This is a genomic window from Bacteroides faecichinchillae JCM 17102 (genome assembly GCF_000614145.1).
Classification (GTDB): Bacteria; Bacteroidota; Bacteroidia; order Bacteroidales; family Bacteroidaceae; genus Bacteroides; species Bacteroides faecichinchillae.
This window is the reverse complement of sequence record NZ_BAKK01000023.1, coordinates 25,729-46,163: the sequence shown is the minus strand read 5'-3', so window position 1 is coordinate 46,163 and position 20,435 is coordinate 25,729. Positions and strand designations below refer to the sequence as shown.

Below are 20,435 nucleotides of genomic sequence, written 5' to 3'. Positions count from 1 at the left end.
TAAGAATAGAGAATGCAAATTGCATCTTGGCACTATTATTAACTATTATGGCGCTATTTTTTACTTATATCCTACCAATAATAGTGATTTGAAAGATTTTTTCTTTACCTTTGTCATAGAGCAATTCTATGAATGAAACACTATGAAGAAACACTCTATTTTACTTTTGTTTTTTATTGTAAGTCTGTTGTTGAATACAGCTTATGCCTATAATCTGAAGCAGATTGCAGATAAGGAATATATGTCCAACAGTGCAATAACTTCCTTATGTCAGGATGAACGCGGACTAATGTGGATCGGTACTTGTGACGGTTTGAATATATATGATGGACAAGAAATTGAAGAATTTAAGCCCCATGACAACAGTGAGTATATATCCGGTAATCTGATTGACAAAATCGTTTGTACTGGAGAGGATATTTATTGGATCCAGACTTATTATGGACTGAATCGGCTGGATCACAAGACAAATACAATTACTCGCTATAATGAATTTCGAAAACTGTTTTTTATGAATAAGGATAATAATGGTACCTTATTTATTATTCAGGATAGCAACAGTATTTACTATTACCATAAAAAGGAGGGGGGCTTTAAGAAAATCAATATTGCGGGAATTCCTGTTTCAGACATTATCACTTTCTTTTTTGATATAAACAATCGTATGTGGGTCGTAATGAAAGGGTATACCCGTTGTTACGATGTACAACTAGAGAATTCAACAGGCGATATAACCTTAATTCCCCAGAAAAGTGGTTTAGATTATCAAACCTCATTACTTTATTGTTTCAACGATGAACAGTCTCTTTTCTATGTTGATAAAGAGTACAACTTCTATGTTTATCATATTCCGGCTAAAAAGAATGAATGGATTACAAATTTAGGCAAGGAAATACAGTCACGTGGCAAAATCTCCTCCATTATTAAGTATCATAATAACTATTTTGTCGGTTTTATAATGGATGGTATTCTGATGTTGGAGAAGCAGAAGGATGGTAATGAATATCAGATCCAACAATTGCCTATTAATAGTGGAGTCTTCTGTTTGGCAAAAGACCGTTTTCAAGATGTTGTATGGATTGGTACAGACGGTCAGGGAGTCTACCTTTATTCCAATCCTTTTTATTCTATTAAGTCAATTGTCTTAAATAATTATACGGCAAAGATTGGACGTCCGGTGCGTGCATTGTATTTGGATACGGAGAAAACTTTCTGGGTGGGTACTAAAGGAAATGGTATTCTTAAGATTTATGACTACGAAGTGAATAAGAATATTTCCGATTGCTGGACGGAGACGGTAACTACTGCGAATAGTGCATTAGGTAGTAATGCTGTCTACTGTTTTGCGAAAAGCCATCGGAACGTGTTGTGGATCGGTGATGAGGAAGGGTTGAACTATTACTCTTATCGAGAAAAACGTATGAAGAAAGTACCAATTTTAATTGGTAATGAGAATATTAAGTATATACATGATATTTATGAAACTACAGAATCGGAACTTTGGATGGCAAGTGTCGGAATGGGAGTAATCAGAGCACGTGTTGCCGGGACACCGGATAATCCGGTTCTTGAAGATGTACAGCGTTATGTGATCAATAAAGGAGAATTTAGTTCCAACCATTTCTTCACTATTTATTCGGAGAGTGATCGCAATTTATTGTTTGGTAATAAAGGATATGGAGTGTTTAGTTTCAATGAAATAACCAATGGCTTGGAACCAATTCCAACTCATAAATATGAAAATATGACATTAAATAATATTCTTGCTATCAGTAAAGACAGTAGTAATAATTATTTGTTTGGTACAAGTTCCGGGTTAATAAAATATACTTCAGAAACTTCATACCAGCTTTTTAATGTCAAAAGTGGCTTCTTGAATAATACCATTCATACTATACTGAAAAATGCACCTGATGATTTCTGGATGGGTACCAATCTGGGATTGATTAATTTTGATTCAAAACGAAATGTGTTCCGTTCATATGGTTTCGGAGACGGACTAAAGGTGGTTGAATTCAGCGATGGGGCTGCTTTTAGGGATCCGGAAACAGGAACTCTGTTTTTTGGTGGGATCAACGGTTTTGTGACGATTCAGGCGGATGGACTCCCAGAACAACTTTATATGCCTCCAATCTATTTTGATAAACTTTCTATTTTTGGAGAGCAATATAACTTAGGTGAGTTTATCACTAAGAAGAAAGAAAACGAAGTCTTGAATTTGAAATACGATCAGAATTTCTTTGCTGTATCTTTTACTTCCGTCGATTATTTGAATGGAAATAATTGTGTTTATTTCTATAAATTGAAAGGACTAAGTGATCAATGGATTAATAATGGTAAAGAAAGTGCCGTATCTTTTACGAACATGGCTCCTGGTGAATATACTTTATTAGTAAAATACTATAATAGTGTATTCGACAAGGAAAGTAAAGTCTACTCTTTAGTGATTCGCATCGCTGATCCTTGGTATGCCTCCTGGTGGGCCTATCTAATTTATGCGATATGTCTGTTTTCTATTACTGCATTATTGATACACTCTATCATCGTTCGTTCTCAACGGAGGAAGCGGGAACTACTGAATGAAATTGAAAAGCGTCATCAGAAAAATGTTTTTGAATCAAAACTACGTTTCTTTACGAATATAGCTCATGAATTTTGTACTCCCCTAACATTAATTTATGGGCCCTGCGGACGGATTCTTTCTTCTAAAGGACTTAGTAAGTTTGTAGTAGATTATGTGACAATGATTCAGACAAATGCTGAACGACTGAATAACCTTATACATGAACTTATCGAATTCCGCCGTATTGAAACAGGTAACAGGGAAGTACGCATTGAATCATTGGATGTTTCTTCTATTATGAAAGGTATAGCTAAGACTTTCGTTGAAATGGCTAAATCAAGAAATCTCTCTTTTTTAAGTAAGATCCCGGAGCAAGTAATCTGGAATTCCGATAAAGGTTTTCTGAATACTATAGTTATTAACCTGATTTCCAATGCTTTTAAATATACTCCGGATGGAAAAGGAATCAAATTAGAGTTGGATGTAACAGAAAATAATCATTTAATTTTTCGAGTTGCTAATGAAGGGAGTTATATTAAAGAGGAAGATTATCAATATATCTTTAACCGTTACGCTATATTGGATAGTTTTGAGAATCAAGATGATAAGAACTTTTCCAGGAATGGACTCGGTCTTGCTATTTCTTATAATATGGCTAAACTCTTGGATGGTACTTTGAAAGTTGAGAATATTCCTGATGGATGGATCTTGTTTACTTTAACTTTACCGCAATTGGATTTGACAACAGAAGCGAATACTTCCAAGCGGATAGCTTCTGAATATATTCCTAAAATAGACACACAGCCAAGGATAAAGTTACCTGTTTATGAATTTGATAAGTTGCGTCCTACCTTATTGGTAATTGACGATGAACTGGAAATGCTATGGTTTATTGGTGAAATCTTTTCTAGTGATTTTAATGTATTGACTCTGCAAGATGCTTCACGCTTAGAGCAAGTGATGAATGAGGTGTATCCGAATGTGATAATTTGTGATATTATGATGCAGGAAGTCAGTGGTGTTGAGCTTATTAGAAAAATAAAATCAACGAAAGAAACATCGCATATACCTATTATTATAGTCTCTGGACGGCATGAAATGGAACAACAGATGGAAGCTCTTTCTGCCGGAGCAGAAATGTATATCACGAAACCTTTTAATGCAGAATATTTACGTATTTCTGTAGGGCAAGTGATGGAACGTAAAGAGGTATTAAAGAATTATTTTAGTTCTCCAATCAGTTCCTTTGAGAAGTCTGATGGAAAATTAACTCATAAGGATTCAAAGAAATTCCTTCAATCTGTGCTAAAGATTATAAATGATAATATTACGAACAAAGAACTTACGTCGCGTTTTATCGCAGATAAATTAGCTATTAGCTCTCGTAGCCTATATCGTAAAATGGAAGAAATGGGTGAAGATAGTCCGACGAGCCTAATCAGAGAATGTCGTTTACATATAGCGAAAGACTTATTATTGACGACTAAAAAGACAATTGATGAAGTTGTATTTGAATCAGGTTTCTCGAACAAGGTAACCTTCTTTAAATTATTTCGTGATAAGTATGAATGTACTCCAAGAGAATTCCGGGAAAAACATTTGGGAGAAGTAGAACGATAATTGATGTTTTTTGAATGATTATATTATCTGTAAATAGTAGGCCTCCTTGTTTAATTTTTTATTATTTTGCATTCCGTAATCGTAAAAATAGAATGTAATTGTGCCAAAATAGTAAATATATGTGCCTATTGTTTTAAAATATGTACTCTTTGTACTGAAAGGTAGACTAATATCTTAATTTTATCGATAAATTAATTGAGTGAAAAACATATTTAATTTTTATCTTAAAACTATGAATCAATATTATGATCCTTTGTCTGCATTGCTTTAATTAATAGAGCTTTTATCTTTTTATTTTGTTTGAATTAAATTTAATGTATTATGAAATTTACAAAGTACTTTATGATCGTCCCACTGCTTTGTTTTTGTGCATGTAGCGATGATAATGATGACCAAAACAATGGAATACCTGCTGATATGGTTGAGCTGAAAGTCGATGCCAATGAAATGAATATTGTGCAGGGTGAAACCCGAGTAGTTAATATTGTATCCGGTAATGGAGAATATACAGTGACTTCTGCGAATGAAGAAGTTGTTACCGCTGAAATTGATGGTAACAAGATAAAACTGACAGCTGTACCTGGAGAAAATAATGCTCAGGGAGTCGTATATCTTAAAGATAAGTATTATCAGCGTGTTAAGATTCAGGTAAATACAGCTGCAGAGTTTGACTTAAAACTGAAAGAGACTTCGTATACACTCTATTCAAATGTAGAAGGCGAGGATGAAGCTATGGTCGAAATATGTACAGGAAACGGAGGATATTCATTAGAAATAGAGGATGAGAATCAATGCGTTGAAATTTTGGGTAAAGATCAACTGGAAGATACTGAAAAGTTTATTGTAAAGGGTATAGGACAAGGTAATGCGGAGATTAAGGTTCTTGATAGAAAAGGCAAAGAGGCTTTTGTTACTTTAGAGGTAATTGCCCCGAAACCGATTCTAACAGACGCTGATGAAGATGTTATACTAATGAAGGCGAATCAAGGAAAGAAACAGGTGGAAATTACAAGTGGTAATGGGGAATATAAGGTTTTGGACGCAGGGGATACAAAAATTATCCGTTTGGAGATTTATGGTAATAAGGTTACAGTATACGGGAAAAAGGCTGGAGAAACTTCATTTACTTTGACTGATGCTAAAAAACAGGTATCACAATCTATTCGTGTAAAGATAGCACCGGATAAACGTTATGCCATGAACTTAGGTAGAGATTATGCTGTTTGGACTCACTTTGCTGAAATGTCTGGCACTGGAGCTGATGCATTGAAAGCAAAAAACAATAACTTCAAATTAAAAAAGATGACTTGGGAATTAACCTGCCGCATTGATAATACTTATTGGCTACAGACTTTCATGGGGAAGGAAGGGTATTTTATTCTTCGTGGTGGCGATGATGGTGATCAAGGAGTACAAGGGGGAAATCAATGGGGAGTGATTGATTTGGTTGGAACGGGAGACAAGTTGAAGTTGAGGACCAGACATGATGTAATTAAACTTGGAGAATGGATGCACCTCGCATTAGTCGTTGATTGTGATGTGGAACAGAATGATCCACAAAACAAGTACAAACTTTATATTAATGGCAGCAAGGTGGATTGGGGTGAAATAAAAGAGAATAGTCTGAATTTCTCTGAAATAGACCTTTGTGCAGGTGGTGATGGTGGTAAAATCTCCATAGGAAAGGCTTTTGATAATGTACGGTTCTTTGGTGGTGCTATACTTGAAGCACGAATCTGGTCAGTTTGTCGTACGGAAGACCAACTTAAAACGAATGCATGGAATTTTGTGGAAGAAAATACAGAGGGATTATTGGGACGTTGGGATTTCTCAGCTGGTGCTCCCGTTGCATATATTGAAGATGGAACTAACTCAGATCATGAGTTATTGATGCATGTATGTAAATATGATAGCTTTAATAATATAGAATTCCCCATGGATAAGTTTGAAGAAGTTCCTGTTGTAGTGCCTTTTAAGTAAACTTTAAATTAAAGAAGTATGAAAACAATATATAAACTATTTATTTTAAGCCTTTTCATTTTATTAGTTTTCCCGTCTTGTAGTGATGATAACAAGGAAGATGTTGAGATAAGTGATCCGGTGAATGGTAGTATATCTCCAGTGGGTTCGTTTACTGTAGAACCTACCAGTAATGAGAATGAACTTCTTGTGAAATGGGTGAATCCTACTAATCGTGATCTGGATTTGGTAGAGATCTCTTATAAAGAAATAACGATGGATGTTTCGACCCATGCTTTTACTCCGGGACATGTTTTATTGCCGGCACAAAGTGAGAAAAAGAATGAGTACTTATTGAAAGTGCCTTATTGGGCTACTTATGAAGTTGCTGTAGTAGCTATTAATAAAGCGGGTAAACGTTCTGTAGCTAAAAGTCGTACAGTAACTCCTTACCATGAAAAGGAGGAGGAGCCGGGGATAAAGTTACCCGCTATGTTAGAACGTGCACATTCTTATATGACTTCCGTCATTGCATTATATTTTGGTAAAAGTTCAAGAAGTTGCTGGAGAAGTAATTACCCTTACAATGGTGGTGCTTATTGGGATGGTGATGCTTTGGTATGGGGACAAGGGGCAGGCCTTTCTGCATTCGTTGCTATGCGTGAAGCTGCTAAGGGAAGTGAGATTGAGAATGAATATAAGTCAATGGATGAAAAGATGTTTACGGGGATACAATATTTCTGTCAGATGGATCGTAATATTCTAGCTTATTCTGTTTATCCGGCTGCAGGAAATGATCGTTTCTTTGACGATAATGTTTGGATTGGTCTCGATATGATTGATTGGTACACAGAAACCAATGAAATGCGATACTTAACTCAGGCTAAAGTGGTTTGGAACTACCTGAAAGATCATGGTTGGGACGAGACTTGCGGGGGAGGTATTCATTGGAAAGAATTAAACGAACCTAGCACAAGTAAACATTCCTGTTCCACTGGACCGGCAGCGGTATTAGGTTGCAAGATGTATCTAGCAACTCATGATCAGGAGTATTTAGATTGGGCTATCAAATATTATGATTATATGATTAATGTCTTACAGGATAAGTCTGATCATCTCTTCTTCGATAATGTACGTCCGAATACTGAAAATCCAAATTTACCCGGTGATATTGAGAAGAATAAATATTCCTATAATTCAGGACAACCTTTGCAGGCAGCTTGTCTGTTGTATAAGATTACCGGTGAGCAGAAATATCTGGATGAAGCTTACGCCATAGCTAAAAGTTGCCACAAAAAGTGGTTTATGCCTTATCGTTCGAAAGAGTTAAATCTTAGTTTTAATATTCTTTCTCCTGGGCATGCTTGGTTTAATACAATTATGTGTCGTGGATTCTTCGAACTCTATTCTATTGATAATGATCGTAAGTATATTGATGATATAGAAAAATCATTGCTTCATGCTTGGAGTAGTAGTTGTCATCAGAGTAATAATCTTTTGAATGATGAGATTTGCGAGGAGGGACTTCAAAGAATAGCTGGGAAATATTGATGCAAGGAGCATTGGTAGAATTGTATGCTCGGTTGGCTGTATTGGAAAGAGAGAATCGATAATTTTTGAATAAAAAAAGCCATCCCCGGAATAGACTGAAGTAGGGATGGCTTTTTTGTAGTGTGCTTACTATTCTTCGGCAAACTTTGTTCCTGCGAGTTTTGGGTGAGGTTATTCCTTGACAGGCTCAGCTGTTGTGCTGTCTTTGGCAACGGTGTCTGTGACTACTGTGTCATTAACAACAACAATTGCTTTCACTTCTGTAGGGGCTGTCACAGCTTTCTCAGAGTTACTTTGGGCCTTTACAAGGAATGAACCACCACAAACAAACATAAACATTGCTACTACTAAAACTAATTTCTTCATAATCGTTTGCTTTAAAGATTATTAGACATATGTTTTCAATTCTCTTCTATAAGTGTTAAGGAATCGGTTGTTTCGTTTTACGCTTACGTTCAAATATGTTTCAAAGCACGTGCCAAAAAGAGAGAGGAAGGGTAATAAGTTGATATATAGTGATATGAATAAAATGAAGAAGTGACTAGTCGTGAAAAATTCTGAGGAATGTGGGGAAAATGTAGACAGGGAGTGTGGAATTATTCCACACTCCCTGTTTGCTTATATGTATTTTAATTTATTTCATCCGGCCAAGGGTAAGGTTTATTAGTAGCTTTGAAGCTAGAGCGTTGTCCACTCACTTTTCTCAGATAACTCCCTAATTCTTTGGAACCCCGTTTTACAATATCCGGATGCAGAGAGCTGAGATCATTATTCTCAATTATGTCATTGGAAATATTGAATAGTTTCTTTTTCCCAGTTATTAGGCATATTCCAGAAAAGGCTGCATCCTTTAGAAGGAGTACCAGTGTGTTTTAATAAAGGGATGAAGCTGATTCCGTCTATAGGTTGTATAGCTTTAATTTATTATACAATGTTTTTCGATCTATGTTTAGTAATTGGGCAGCCTTACTTTTGTTGTTTCCAGTTTGTCGTAATGCTTCCAATATATGTTCTTTTTCAGATTCTTCATTTCTTAAAGCCATACTTGTAATATTAGTCACAGTAGTCTCTAATAGTTCCGTTCCCAGTTCGGTAGGGGTGATGAAACTGCCCTGAGCTAATAAAGTAGCACGTTTTACAATATTCTTCATTTGGCGCAGGTTACCAGGCCAATGGTAATCCATTAGCAATCTGGATGCTTTGGAATCAAAACCGATTAAATGCTTATCCAATTCTTTATTAGCTTGATCGAGGAAGAAGTTGGCAAACAGTAAGATATCTTCGTTACGATCTTTCAGATCCGGCATTCGTAAAGTAAACTCATTGATTCGATGATAAAGGTCTTCTCTAAAGGTACCTTTCTCGATAGCTTGTTCCAGATTCTCGTTGGTTGCAGATACAAGGCGGATATCTACCGTTATTTCCTGAGTTGAGCCGACAGGACGTATTTTTCGCTCCTGTAAAGCCCGGAGCAGTTGTATTTGTACCTCATAACTGAGATTTCCTATTTCATCCAAAAAGATCGTACCCCCATTTGCAGCGACGAAAGCACCGACTTTATCATTCAAAGCTCCAGTGAAAGAACCTTTCACATGACCAAAGAATTCGGAAGCTGCCAATTCTTTAGGAATAGAGCCACAATCTACTGCGATAAATGGTTTATCATTCCGTTTGCTAAGCTGGTGAATGCGGTGAGCTACATATTCTTTTCCGGTTCCACTCGAACCGTTGATAAGTACAGACATATTAGTGGGAGCTACTAAACCAACATAATTATATAACTGTTTGGCAGCTTCACTTTCTCCTTCCAAGTATGTCCGGTGCGATTCTGTAACTTCTTTAGCAACAACTTTTTTAGGCGAAGATTTACTAGCAGTGGGAGTGGCAGGAGTTTGCTCTTCTAGCAATGCTTCCGATATTTTCTTCAGTAGCTCTTCTGGGTTCACTGGTTTTGCGACATAATCTCGTGCACCCAATTTCATCGCTTGTACAGCAGATTGGATGTCTGCATAGCCAGTCATAATGATGAGAGGAATCTTTTTATCCTGCCCGTTCATCCATTTCAAGAGATCGATACCATCTTGGTCAGGTAGACGTAAATCTGATAAAATCAGGTCTGTTTCTTGGTTTTCGATATACTTGCGTGCACGGGCAATATTACTTACCGAAGATACTTCAAATCCTTTTTTACCTAACCAGGTTTTCAGCATCATCCCAAAAGTGATATCATCTTCGACGATTAATATAGATTTCATCATATCAGGTTTTTCCTCTTTTATTAAGGTACAAAGGTAAGAGGATTTCAGTGAAAGTAGTATATTTGCAAACTTAAATTAAATAAAAGTGTTATGAAAAAGATTGTATTAATACTATTAACCATATCGTTTTTCGGACTCATGGCTTGTAAAACAGGTAACAAAAAAGGAGATAATATGGATAAGGAAACATTGGTAAAGATTGAAACAACTTTGGGTGACATCAAAGTTAAGTTGTATAATGAGACACCGAAACATCGGGATAACTTTATCAAATTAGCTAAAGAAGGAGTGTATGACGGAACATTGTTTCATCGTGTGATTAAAGAGTTTATGATACAGGCCGGTGATCCGGAATCAAAGAATGCTCCGAAAGGAAAAATGTTGGGTTCGGGTGATGTAGGTTATACTATTCCGGCAGAATTTGTATATCCGAAATATTTCCATAAGAGAGGTGCTTTATCTGCTGCCCGTCAAGGAGATAATGTGAATCCGAAGAAAGAGTCATCCGGTTGTCAGTTTTATATAGTAACGGGTAAAGTTTACAACGACACTACCCTGATAAATATGGAAAGAGGGATGAATGAAAATAAGGTCACTCTTATTTTTAATACCTTAGCTCAAAAACACATGAAAGATATCTATAAAATGCGGAAAAACAATGATGAAAAAGGTCTTCTTGAGTTACAGGATAAATTGATTGCCCAGGCAGAGGAGGAGGCAGCCAAACAACCTGAATTCCGTTTTACTCCCGAACAGGTAGAAGCTTATACTACAATAGGAGGAACTCCGCACTTGGATGGTGAATATACTGTGTTCGGTGAAGTGGTAGAAGGAATGGATATCGTAGACAAGATTCAGCAGGTGAAAACGGATCGTAGTGACCGTCCTGAAGAAGATGTGAAAATTGTAAAAGTAGAAGTAGAATAAATGAAAATAAACAGGCATATTCTTGACAATGGGTTACGTCTGGTACATTCGCAGGACGAAAGTACGCAGATGGTAGCCCTTAATATATTATATAATGTGGGAGCTCGTGATGAACATCCCGAACATACCGGTTTTGCCCATCTGTTTGAACACCTGATGTTTGGCGGCTCGGTAAATATCCCCGATTATGATATGCCGCTTCAATTGGCGGGTGGTGAGAATAATGCCTGGACAAACAATGACATTACCAATTACTACCTCACTGTACCTCGGCAAAATGTGGAAACCGGTTTTTGGCTGGAATCCGATCGTATGCTGAGTCTTGATTTCAGTGAACGGAGTCTGGAAGTACAGCGGGGCGTGGTAATGGAAGAGTTCAAGCAGCGCTGTTTGAATCAACCTTATGGAGATGTGGGACATCTTTTGCGTCCTTTGGCTTATCGGACACATCCCTATCAATGGCCGACCATTGGAAAAGATTTATCACATATTGCTAATGCGACTTTGGAAGAAGTGAAAGATTTCTTCTTCCGCTTCTATGCTCCGAATAATGCAATACTGGCTGTTACAGGAAATATTTCTTTTGAAGAGGCGGTGGCATTCACGGAAAAGTGGTTTGGATCTATTCCTCGTAGGGAAGTACCAGTAAGAAATCTGCCACAGGAATCGGTACAAACAGAAGAACGCCGATTGACGGTGGAACGCAATGTGCCGCTTGATTCTTTATTTATGGCATATCACATGTGCGATCATCATTCTTCAGATTATTACGCATTCGATATTTTATCAGATATATTAAGTAACGGACGTTCCAGCCGATTCAATCAGCGTCTTGTACAAGAGAAACAACTATTCTCTAGTATTGATGCATATATTGCCGGTAGTGTAGATGCAGGTTTATTCCATATTTGTGGGAAACCATCAGCCGGTGTATCTTTGGAACAAGCTGAAGCTGCTGTACGGGAAGAATTAGAATTTTTACAGCAGGAAACAGTGGATGCAAAGGAATTGGAAAAAGTAAAAAATAAGTTTGAATCGACTCAGATATTCGGAAATATCAATTATTTGAATGTAGCGACTAATTTAGCCTGGTTCGAACTACTTGGACAGGCGGAAGATTTGGAATCTGAGGTGGATTGTTATCGTAGAGTAACTGCAAAGCAGTTGCAAGATGTAGCCCAGACAGCTTTTCGAAAAGAGAATGGGGTTATATTGTATTATAAAAAACAAGGTGTTTGAAAGCAATGTTCTATAAGATATACAAAGAACACTATAAAGCATTAATTTATCTGGGTTTGCCGATTGTGATCGGGCAAATTGGGGTTATAGTACTAGGTTTTGCCGATACTTTAATGATCGGACATCATAGCACAATAGAACTGGGAGCAGCTTCTTTTGTTAATAATGTGTTCAATCTGGTTATTATTTTTAGCACAGGATTTTCGTACGGATTAACACCTATTGTAGGAGGGTTGTATGGTACCCATCAGTTTGCTCCTGCCGGTCAAGCACTACGTTGTAGTTTATTGGCGAATTTATTGATAGCTGTTTTGCTTACAATATGTATGTGTGTCCTTTATTTCAATCTGGAGAATCTTGGACAGCCGGAAGAACTGATCCCCTTAATAAGACCTTATTATCTTGTTTTGCTTGCTTCATTGATTTTCGTTATGCTTTTCAATGGATTCAAGCAATTTACCGATGGTATAACTGATACACAAACGGCCATGTGGATATTGTTGGGTGGAAATGTATTGAATATTATCGGGAATTATATTCTGATTTATGGCAAACTTGGTTTCCCTGAGTTGGGATTATTGGGGGCAGGTATTAGTACTTTGTTTTCCCGTATTATGATGGTCGTTATTTTTGTTTTAGTCTTTTTACGCAGTCGCCGTTTTCTTCGTTATAAAATAGGTTTTTACCGTTTGGGATGGTCGCGTACGATATTTGGCCGTCTGAATGGTTTGGGTTGGCCCATTGCCTTGCAAATGGGAATGGAGACAGCCTCTTTCAGTTTGAGTGCGATAATGATTGGATGGTTGGGCACTATAGCTTTAGCCTCTCATCAGGTTATGTTAGCAATTTCTCAGTTTACTTTCATGATGTACTATGGAATGGGAGCTGCTGTTGCTGTTCGTGTTAGTAACTTTAAAGGTCAAAATGATATGCTTAATGTACGTCGTTCAGCTTATGCCGGTTTTCATGTGATGATGGTTTTAGGTTTTGTACTTTCGTTGATAGTCTTTCTATGTCGTAATCATTTGGGTAATTGGTTTACAGATAGTCCGGAAGTTGCAGCTATGGTGACATCTCTTATTTTCCCATTTCTGGTATACCAGTTTGGTGACGGTTTGCAAATAACATTTGCCAATGCTTTGCGGGGAATTTCTGATGTGAAACCGATGATGTTCATCGCTTTTGTCGCTTACTTTCTGATTTCCCTTCCTGTTGGCTATTTCTGTGGCTTTATGATGAATTGGGGAATTGTAGGTGTCTGGATGGCGTTTCCTTTTGGACTGACTAGTGCAGGGTTTATGTTATGGTTACGTTTTCGTCAGAAGACGAGAACTTTGGCAGCAAATTCATCATATTTATAATCTATGTCTTCTTTTCGTTTTACTAAACTGAAAATCACCATTGGATATACTCTATTGTTGGCGATTCTTCTTTTCTCATTGATATTTGTGCATCATGAGATGGAAAAGTTGTCGGCTGCCGATAACCAGCAAAATCTACGGACAGATAGTTTGATGTTACTTCTTCATGAGAAGGACCAGAATACGCTTCAAATGTTACGGGTATTGAGTGAGGCAAATGACAATTTGCTTTCTACTTCAGAAATTGAAGAAATTATTTCGGAACAGCAGGATTCAGTGATAACCGTACAGCGTGTGCAACATCGGGTGATTACAAAACGTGATTCTTTATTGACCACTCCGAAGAAGAAAAGTTTTTTTAAACGTTTAGCAGAAGCATTTGTACCTTCAAAACAGGATAGTGCCGTATTAGTGAATACTTCTTTGGAAGTTGCGACAGATACAATTTTGGAACCTGCTACTTCAACAACCGATTCTCTTCAACAGAAAATACGTATGGCGAATGAAGAGAAACGTTTGCAACAGAAAAAGAGTATTCGGCGTACCAGTACGAAATATCAACGGATGAATAATCAACTGACGGCAAGAATGGATAGCCTCATCAAAGGTTATGAGGAGGAAATGTCTATTCGCGCCCAACAGGATGCAGAATTACAGCAGGCTGTGAGAATGCGTTCAGCACGTATTATTGCGGGAATTGCCATTGGTGCAGTGTTGCTGTCCGGCTTTTTTCTGGTGCTGATCGGTCGGGATATCACTCGCAGTAATCGTTATCGACAACAACTGGAGGAAGCTAATAAACGAGCGGAAGACCTACTTGTTGCGCGTGAGAAACTAATGCTTGCCATAACTCATGACTTCAAAGCGCCATTAGGTTCCATTATGGGCTATACAGAATTACTTTCCCATTTAACGGAAGATGAGAGACAACGTTTCTATTTGGAAAACATGAAAAGCTCATCAGAACATTTGTTGAAGCTGGTTAGCGATCTGCTGGACTTTCATCGACTTGATCTGAACAAAGCGGAAGTCAATCGTATTGTTTTCAATCCGGCCCAAATGTTTGAAGAAATACGTGTTAGCTTTGAACCGCTAACCGCTGCAAAGGGATTGGCTTTGAAATGTAATATAGCTCCTGAATTATCGGATAAATATATCAGTGATCCTTTACGGATGCGTCAGATCGTGAATAATCTTTTGTCGAATGCAGTGAAATTTTCTCAAAAAGGAGGAATCACATTAGATGTTTCCTATCGTTCATCCAGATTGACAATTACTATTACAGATACAGGAAAAGGAATGGCTCCAGGGGATCGTGAACGAATATTTCAGGAGTTCACACGACTTCCTGGTGCACAGGGAGAGGAAGGTTTTGGACTTGGTCTGTCTATCGTGAAAAAACTGGTCACTCTTCTTGAAGGTGAGATTGATGTAAAGAGTACGTTGGGAGAAGGAAGCTGTTTCACTGTAATCTTGCCCCTCTATCCTGTGGGCAGATCAGTGAAGGAAAATAAATATTCGGAGGCATTGGAAGAGAAATCTGCAAATCTTGAGACTGTTAATCCTCAAAAGACTTTGCGGATTCTTCTTATCGATGATGATAAAATTCAATTAAGTCTAACTGCTGCTATGTTGGCACAATCGCAGATTGTAACAGTTTGTTGTGAACAATTGGAAGAACTGATAGAACAGCTTCGCTCTTCTGAATTTGACGTATTATTAACCGATATACAAATGCCTGCTATTAATGGATTTGACTTGGTGAAACTATTGCGTGCATCCAATATTTCCCAAGCACGGACTATTCCGATTATAGCTGTTACTGCACGAAGCGAAATGGATGAAGAGGCTTTGCATGAACATGGATTTGCCGGTTGTTTACATAAACCTTTTACTATCAAAGAATTGCTTTCTGTAGTATATGGTGGACAGGTAGTACTGGATAAAGAGAAACTTCTAACTGATGAAGTAAAAACTCAGTCCCCCCAACGCCCTCTTGTAATTCGTCTGAAACATCTTCGTTGAATTTTTCATCCTTAACTGCCTTTTCCGAAGATGATCCGGAAGCAGCCCAAAATATTATAAAGAGTTTCATTGAAGAAACTATAAAGAATGCAGCCCAAATGCAATGCTCTTTGGATAACAAACAAGTAGATGGAATAGCAGCTATGGCTCATAAACTCCTTCCTCTTTTTACTTTAATTGGTGCGGTTGAAATAGTTCCAAAGTTGAGCTGGTTAGAAGGGCGTCGTAGTGAGGAGTTTACTCAAGAAATACATATAACGACAAAAGAAGTGTTGAACTTAATTCAGAAAGTAATCCATTTGGCACAAAATTATGGAAAACGTGATTCCTGTTGATAAGCAAGTTTTGCCTTGTAGCCAAACCTTTTTTCAGATTTAATTGTTTACTTTGTATCATCTTTATACACTGACACATCCTGCATGAAACGAAAATGGATAAGATGGGTGAGCTGGATACTGCTTACCCCGGTATTACTCTTTGCGATACTGATGGTATTGCTCTATATTCCTCCCGTACAGAATCTTTTACGTCGGGAGGTTACATCATATGCTTCAAAAGCAACTGGAATGGATATTCAAATTCAGCGGATTGATTTACGTTTTCCACTTAATTTATTAGTGCGCGGGGTAGAAGTTATTCAGCAACCGGATACTTTATTGTCATTGGAAAGCCTGAATGTACATGTACAGGCAATGCCTCTTTTTAAAGGAAAAGTAGAAGTGGACGATATAACCTTGAAGAATGTAGTCGTTAATTCTGCTAATTTAATAGAAGGTATGAAAGTTCAAGGCGTTCTAGGACAATTTCTATTGGAAAGTCATGGGGTTGATCTGCCTAATCAAGTAGCTGTTGTCAATCGGGCAGAACTTTCTGATACCCATGTACAATTGTTAATGAATGATACTACAACGACGCCTAAAGATACTACTGCCACATCACCGATAAACTGGAAAATAGACCTTCATCAACTGAAATTAAATAATATATCGTTCAATATGGAACTTCCTACTGACTCGATGAAGATGGCTGCTCATATTGGAGAAGCTACGATCAATGAAGGCTATGCAGACCTGAAGAATCAGTCTTATGCTTTGAAACAATTTCTCCTATCGGGTGCTTCTGCCAGTTATGATACAGGAAATGCTGAGCCTGCGAAAGGTTTCGATGCTTCTCATATTGCGGTCCGTGATATTCAGATTGGATTGGATTCTTTACTTTATCAGGGGCGAGATATGAATGCGATCATTCGTGAAGCTACGATGAATGAACGTTCGGGTTTAAGTATTACTTCACTAACCGGGCATTTATTTTCTAATGATTCTATTATTCGTGTTCCCAATCTGATTTTAAAGACACCTCATTCTGAAATGAATTTGACGGCACAAACTTATTGGGAACTAATTAATATTCCGACTGCCGGACGATTAACTGCCCGTTTCAATGCTTTTATCGGTAAAGAAGATGTGTTGTTGTTTGCAGGAGGATTGCCGGATAGCTTTAAAAAAGCTTATCCTTTCCGTCCACTCGTCATTCGTGCAGGGACGGAAGGGAATTTGAAGCAAATGCAAATTTCCGGTTTTACGGTTGATTTACCGGGAGCTTTTTCTGCTAAAGGTGGAGGATTGATGGAAAATTTGGCGGATAGTCTGACTCGTTCAGGAACAATCGGTTTGGAAATGAAGACAGGTAATCTGAACTTTCTGACCGCATTGATGGGTACTGCTCCCAACGGTACGTTAGTGATTCCCGATAGTATGAATTTATCGACTAAAGTAGATATAAAAGGACCACAATACAAGGTCAAATTGAAGTTGAAGAATAAAGGAGGTACGATCGATGCGAATGCGGCTTTGAATACATCAAGCGAAGTATATACAGCAGATCTGAAAGTAACTGATTTGCAATTGCATCATTTTTTGCCAAAAGATTCTTTGTATGAACTTTCACTTTCTGCAAAAGCAAGTGGACGCGGATTGGATGTCATGTCTTATCGTTCTCGAGCAAATTTAGACCTCACTGTTGATCATTTTCAATATGCTCAATATCATATTTCCGACATTCATTTGACAGGAGACCTTAAAAGAGCTTTAGCTACTGCCCATCTGATAAGTGACAATGCTTTGTTGAAGATGACGGCTGATGCTGAATATCATTTGGCGCATAAATATCCTGATGGAAAAGTAACAATGGACGTTACTCAATTAGATTTACATGAGTTAGGAATTGCTCCGAAACCGCTGAAACGTCCGCTCGCATTTAACTTTACTGCGGAAGCCCGTAAAGATCGGGTGTACACTCATCTGATAGCAGGTGATATGAAACTTAACTTAAGTGCACGCGCCGGAGTTTATCCTCTGATTCGTCAATCTACCCATTTTGTCGATATACTAATGAAACAGATTGATGAGAAGTCGTTGAATCATGCAGAGTTGCGCAAAGCTTTGCCATCAGCTATATTTTCTTTTTCTGCCGGCCAGGAGAATCCGTTGGCATATTTCTTGGCAACACGAAATATTTCATATCATGATGCTTCTTTGAAATTTGGTTCGGCACCTGATTGGGGAATTAACGGTAAGGCTGCTGTTCATGCTCTGAAAGTGGATACTTTGCAATTGGATACTATCTTTTTTACCGTAAAGCAAGACACTACCATGATGAAGTTTCATGGAGCGTTATTAACGGGCCAAGAAATCCGCAATTCTCATTTTCTTCTTCATTGATTGGAGAGATACATGATAAGGATGCTGAATTAATGGTTGAGTATAAAAATGTGCGAGGAAAAACTGGTGTTTTATTAGGAGTTAATGCCCGTCCTTTAGTCGGTGGAAATGGTAAAGGAGATGGTATTGCCTTTACATTAATTCCCAAAGAACCCATTATAGCATTCCGTAAGTTCCATTTTAATGAAAACCATAACTGGATTTATTTACATAAAAACATGCGTGTGTACGCTAATGTAGATATGCTGGATAATGAAGGAATGGGGGTTCGAGTTCATTCTGTACAGGGAGATACCGTATCTTTACAGAATCTCGATATCGAGGCTCGAAAGATACGTTTGAAAGAGATTAGTAGTGTATTACCATATTTCCCGGAAATCACCGGACTGTTCACTGCCGAAGCTCATTATATACAAACGGAGAAGGATCTACAGCTATCTGCCGAGGTTGCTATTGATGAACTTACTTATGAGCGGCAACGGATCGGTGATATAACCTTGGGTGCGACTTGGTTACCGGGCGAAAAGGGTAAACAGTACATAAATGCTTATTTGAATCATGAGCAAGTAGAAATAATGGTGGCAGATGGGAAATTAATACCTACTCACACCGGTAAAGACAGTCTTGAGATAAATACTACATTAGAGCATTTCCCGTTACGTGTTGCAAACGTCTTTATCCCGAATCAAATAGTAACACTGGCAGGAGATATGGATGGGGACATACATATAACGGGAAGTACACAACAGCCTTTGATAAATGGAGAGCTGATATTGGACAGTGTGAATGTTCTTTCTCGCCAATATGGGGCTAATTTCTTGCTTGATAATCGTCCTATAGGGTTGAAGAATAATCGTTTGGTATTTGATAAGTTTGCTATTTATACTACCGGAAAGAATCCGTTTACCATTAATGGTTATGTGGATTTTCGTGATATGAGTCGTCCGATGGCAAATTTAGATATGCAGGCACAGAATTATACACTATTGAATGCAAAACGTACTCGCGAAAGTCTGGTTTATGGAAAGGTGTTAGCAGATATCAAAGCAACAGTGAAAGGTCCGTTGGATGGTTTGAATATGCGCGGAAATATAGATTTATTGGGTAGTACTGATGTATCTTATGTGCTGACAGATTCTCCATTGACAGTACAGGACCGCTTGGGAAGTTTGGTGACCTTTACTTCATTTAGTGATACTACTACAGTAGTTCAACAGGAGGTGCCAACCGTATCTTTAGGAGGTTTGGATATGATCATGATGGTACACATCGATCCATCTGTCCGTCTGAAAGTCGATCTGGATGCAAGCAGTGATGATCGTGTCGAACTTGAAGGTGGAGGTGATCTTTCTTTGAAATATACGCCACAAGGTGATATGACGTTGACCGGACGATACACACTGACTGGTGGTTTGATGAAGTATGCTTTACCTGTTATTGCAGCTAAAGAATTTGCGATAGAAAATGGCAGTTATGTTGAATGGACTGGAAATCTCATGGATCCATTATTGAATTTTAAAGCAACTGATCGTATTCGGGCTTCTGTATCCGAGGGCGAAAATGGTGGAACGCGAATGGTAAATTTCGACGTATCTATTATTGTAAAGAATCGGTTGGATAATCTTTCCTTTGCATTTGATGTATCTGCTCCCGAAGATGCAACGATACAAAATGAACTGACTGCCATGGGAGCAGAAGAACGGGGTAAACAGGCACTCTACATTATGGTTGCTAAGACATATCTCGGCACCGGACCAATTGGAGGTGGTGGAGGCGGATTGGGTAGTTTGAACATGGGAGCTGCCTTAAACTCAGTACTTAGTAGTCAGATTAATGCATTGATGGGTAATTTGAAGAATGCAAGTGTGTCTGTAGGTATTGAAGATCATAATACTACGGATACAGGAGGAAAGCGTACGGATTACAGTTTCCGTTATTCTCAACGTTTCTTCAATAATCGTTTCCAAATTGTTATTGGCGGTAAAGTGTCTACAGGTGAGAATGCAACCAATGATGCAGAATCCTTTATCGACAATATTTCTCTTGAGTATCGTCTTGACCGTACAGGAACCCGTTATGTCCGTTTGTTCTATGATAAGAATTACGAAAGTGTACTTGAAGGAGAAATAACTGAAACCGGAGTCGGTTTGATTCTACGCAAGAAATTGGACAAACTAGGTGAATTGTTTATCTTTAAGAAAAAGAAGTAAGA

At 37.9% G+C, this 20,435-nt stretch carries 7 protein-coding genes and 4 pseudogenes; 8 read left to right on the top strand and 3 right to left on the bottom strand.

The window, feature by feature from the left end:
- Positions 1-142 precede the first annotated feature (142 nt).
- The 3 genes and pseudogenes from JCM17102_RS12420 (at position 143) to JCM17102_RS27490 (ending at position 7,755) form a co-directional block, all read left to right on the top strand.
- The gene (locus JCM17102_RS12420; RefSeq protein WP_025075366.1) at positions 143-4,183 is read left to right on the top strand and encodes a hybrid sensor histidine kinase/response regulator transcription factor; all 4,041 of its coding nucleotides are present in this window, start codon (positions 143-145) and stop codon (positions 4,181-4,183) included.
- Between the two features lie 321 nt (positions 4,184-4,504).
- Positions 4,505-6,163, top strand: a complete 1,659-nt coding sequence (locus tag JCM17102_RS12415) for a LamG-like jellyroll fold domain-containing protein (protein ID WP_025075365.1) — start codon at positions 4,505-4,507, stop codon at positions 6,161-6,163.
- An 18-nt stretch (positions 6,164-6,181) separates the two neighbouring features.
- A pseudogene (locus JCM17102_RS27490) lies at positions 6,182-7,755 on the top strand (glycoside hydrolase family 76 protein).
- A 109-nt stretch (positions 7,756-7,864) separates the two neighbouring features.
- On the opposite strand, the gene JCM17102_RS12405 reads toward JCM17102_RS27490, so the two are convergent.
- The 3 genes and pseudogenes from JCM17102_RS12405 to JCM17102_RS12400 all read right to left on the bottom strand — a co-directional run bounded on the left by JCM17102_RS12405 (position 7,865) and on the right by JCM17102_RS12400 (position 9,951).
- Positions 7,865-8,059 carry a hypothetical protein gene (locus JCM17102_RS12405; protein ID WP_025075364.1) on the bottom strand — a complete coding sequence of 65 codons (195 nt, stop codon included), beginning with the start codon at positions 8,057-8,059 and terminating at the stop codon, positions 7,865-7,867.
- A gap of 263 nt (positions 8,060-8,322) precedes the next feature.
- Positions 8,323-8,611 (bottom strand): annotated as a pseudogene (locus JCM17102_RS29745) (sulfatase); the annotation flags it as partial.
- On the bottom strand, positions 8,593-9,951 hold the full coding sequence (locus JCM17102_RS12400; protein ID WP_025075363.1) for a sigma-54-dependent transcriptional regulator: 1,359 nt from the start codon (positions 9,949-9,951) through the stop codon (positions 8,593-8,595). The pseudogene JCM17102_RS29745 and the gene JCM17102_RS12400, both read right to left, overlap by 19 nt.
- Before the next feature lie 90 nt (positions 9,952-10,041).
- On the opposite strand from JCM17102_RS12400, the gene JCM17102_RS12395 reads away from it, so the two are divergent.
- The 5 genes and pseudogenes from JCM17102_RS12395 to JCM17102_RS27480 all read left to right on the top strand — a co-directional run bounded on the left by JCM17102_RS12395 (position 10,042) and on the right by JCM17102_RS27480 (position 20,433).
- Positions 10,042-10,878: a peptidylprolyl isomerase gene (locus JCM17102_RS12395; protein WP_025075362.1), complete on the top strand. Its 837-nt coding sequence runs from the start codon at positions 10,042-10,044 to the stop codon at positions 10,876-10,878.
- Positions 10,879-12,117 (top strand): M16 family metallopeptidase, encoded by a 1,239-nt coding sequence (locus JCM17102_RS12390; RefSeq protein WP_025075361.1) that lies wholly within the window; start codon positions 10,879-10,881, stop codon positions 12,115-12,117.
- 5 nt (positions 12,118-12,122) lie between these two features.
- Positions 12,123-13,478: an MATE family efflux transporter gene (locus JCM17102_RS12385; protein ID WP_033886798.1), complete on the top strand. Its 1,356-nt coding sequence runs from the start codon at positions 12,123-12,125 to the stop codon at positions 13,476-13,478.
- Positions 13,479-13,481: 3 nt separating this feature from the next.
- Positions 13,482-15,838, top strand: a pseudogene (locus JCM17102_RS27485) (ATP-binding response regulator).
- Positions 15,839-15,922: 84 nt separating this feature from the next.
- Positions 15,923-20,433 (top strand): annotated as a pseudogene (locus JCM17102_RS27480) (translocation/assembly module TamB domain-containing protein).
- Positions 20,434-20,435 lie beyond the last annotated feature (2 nt).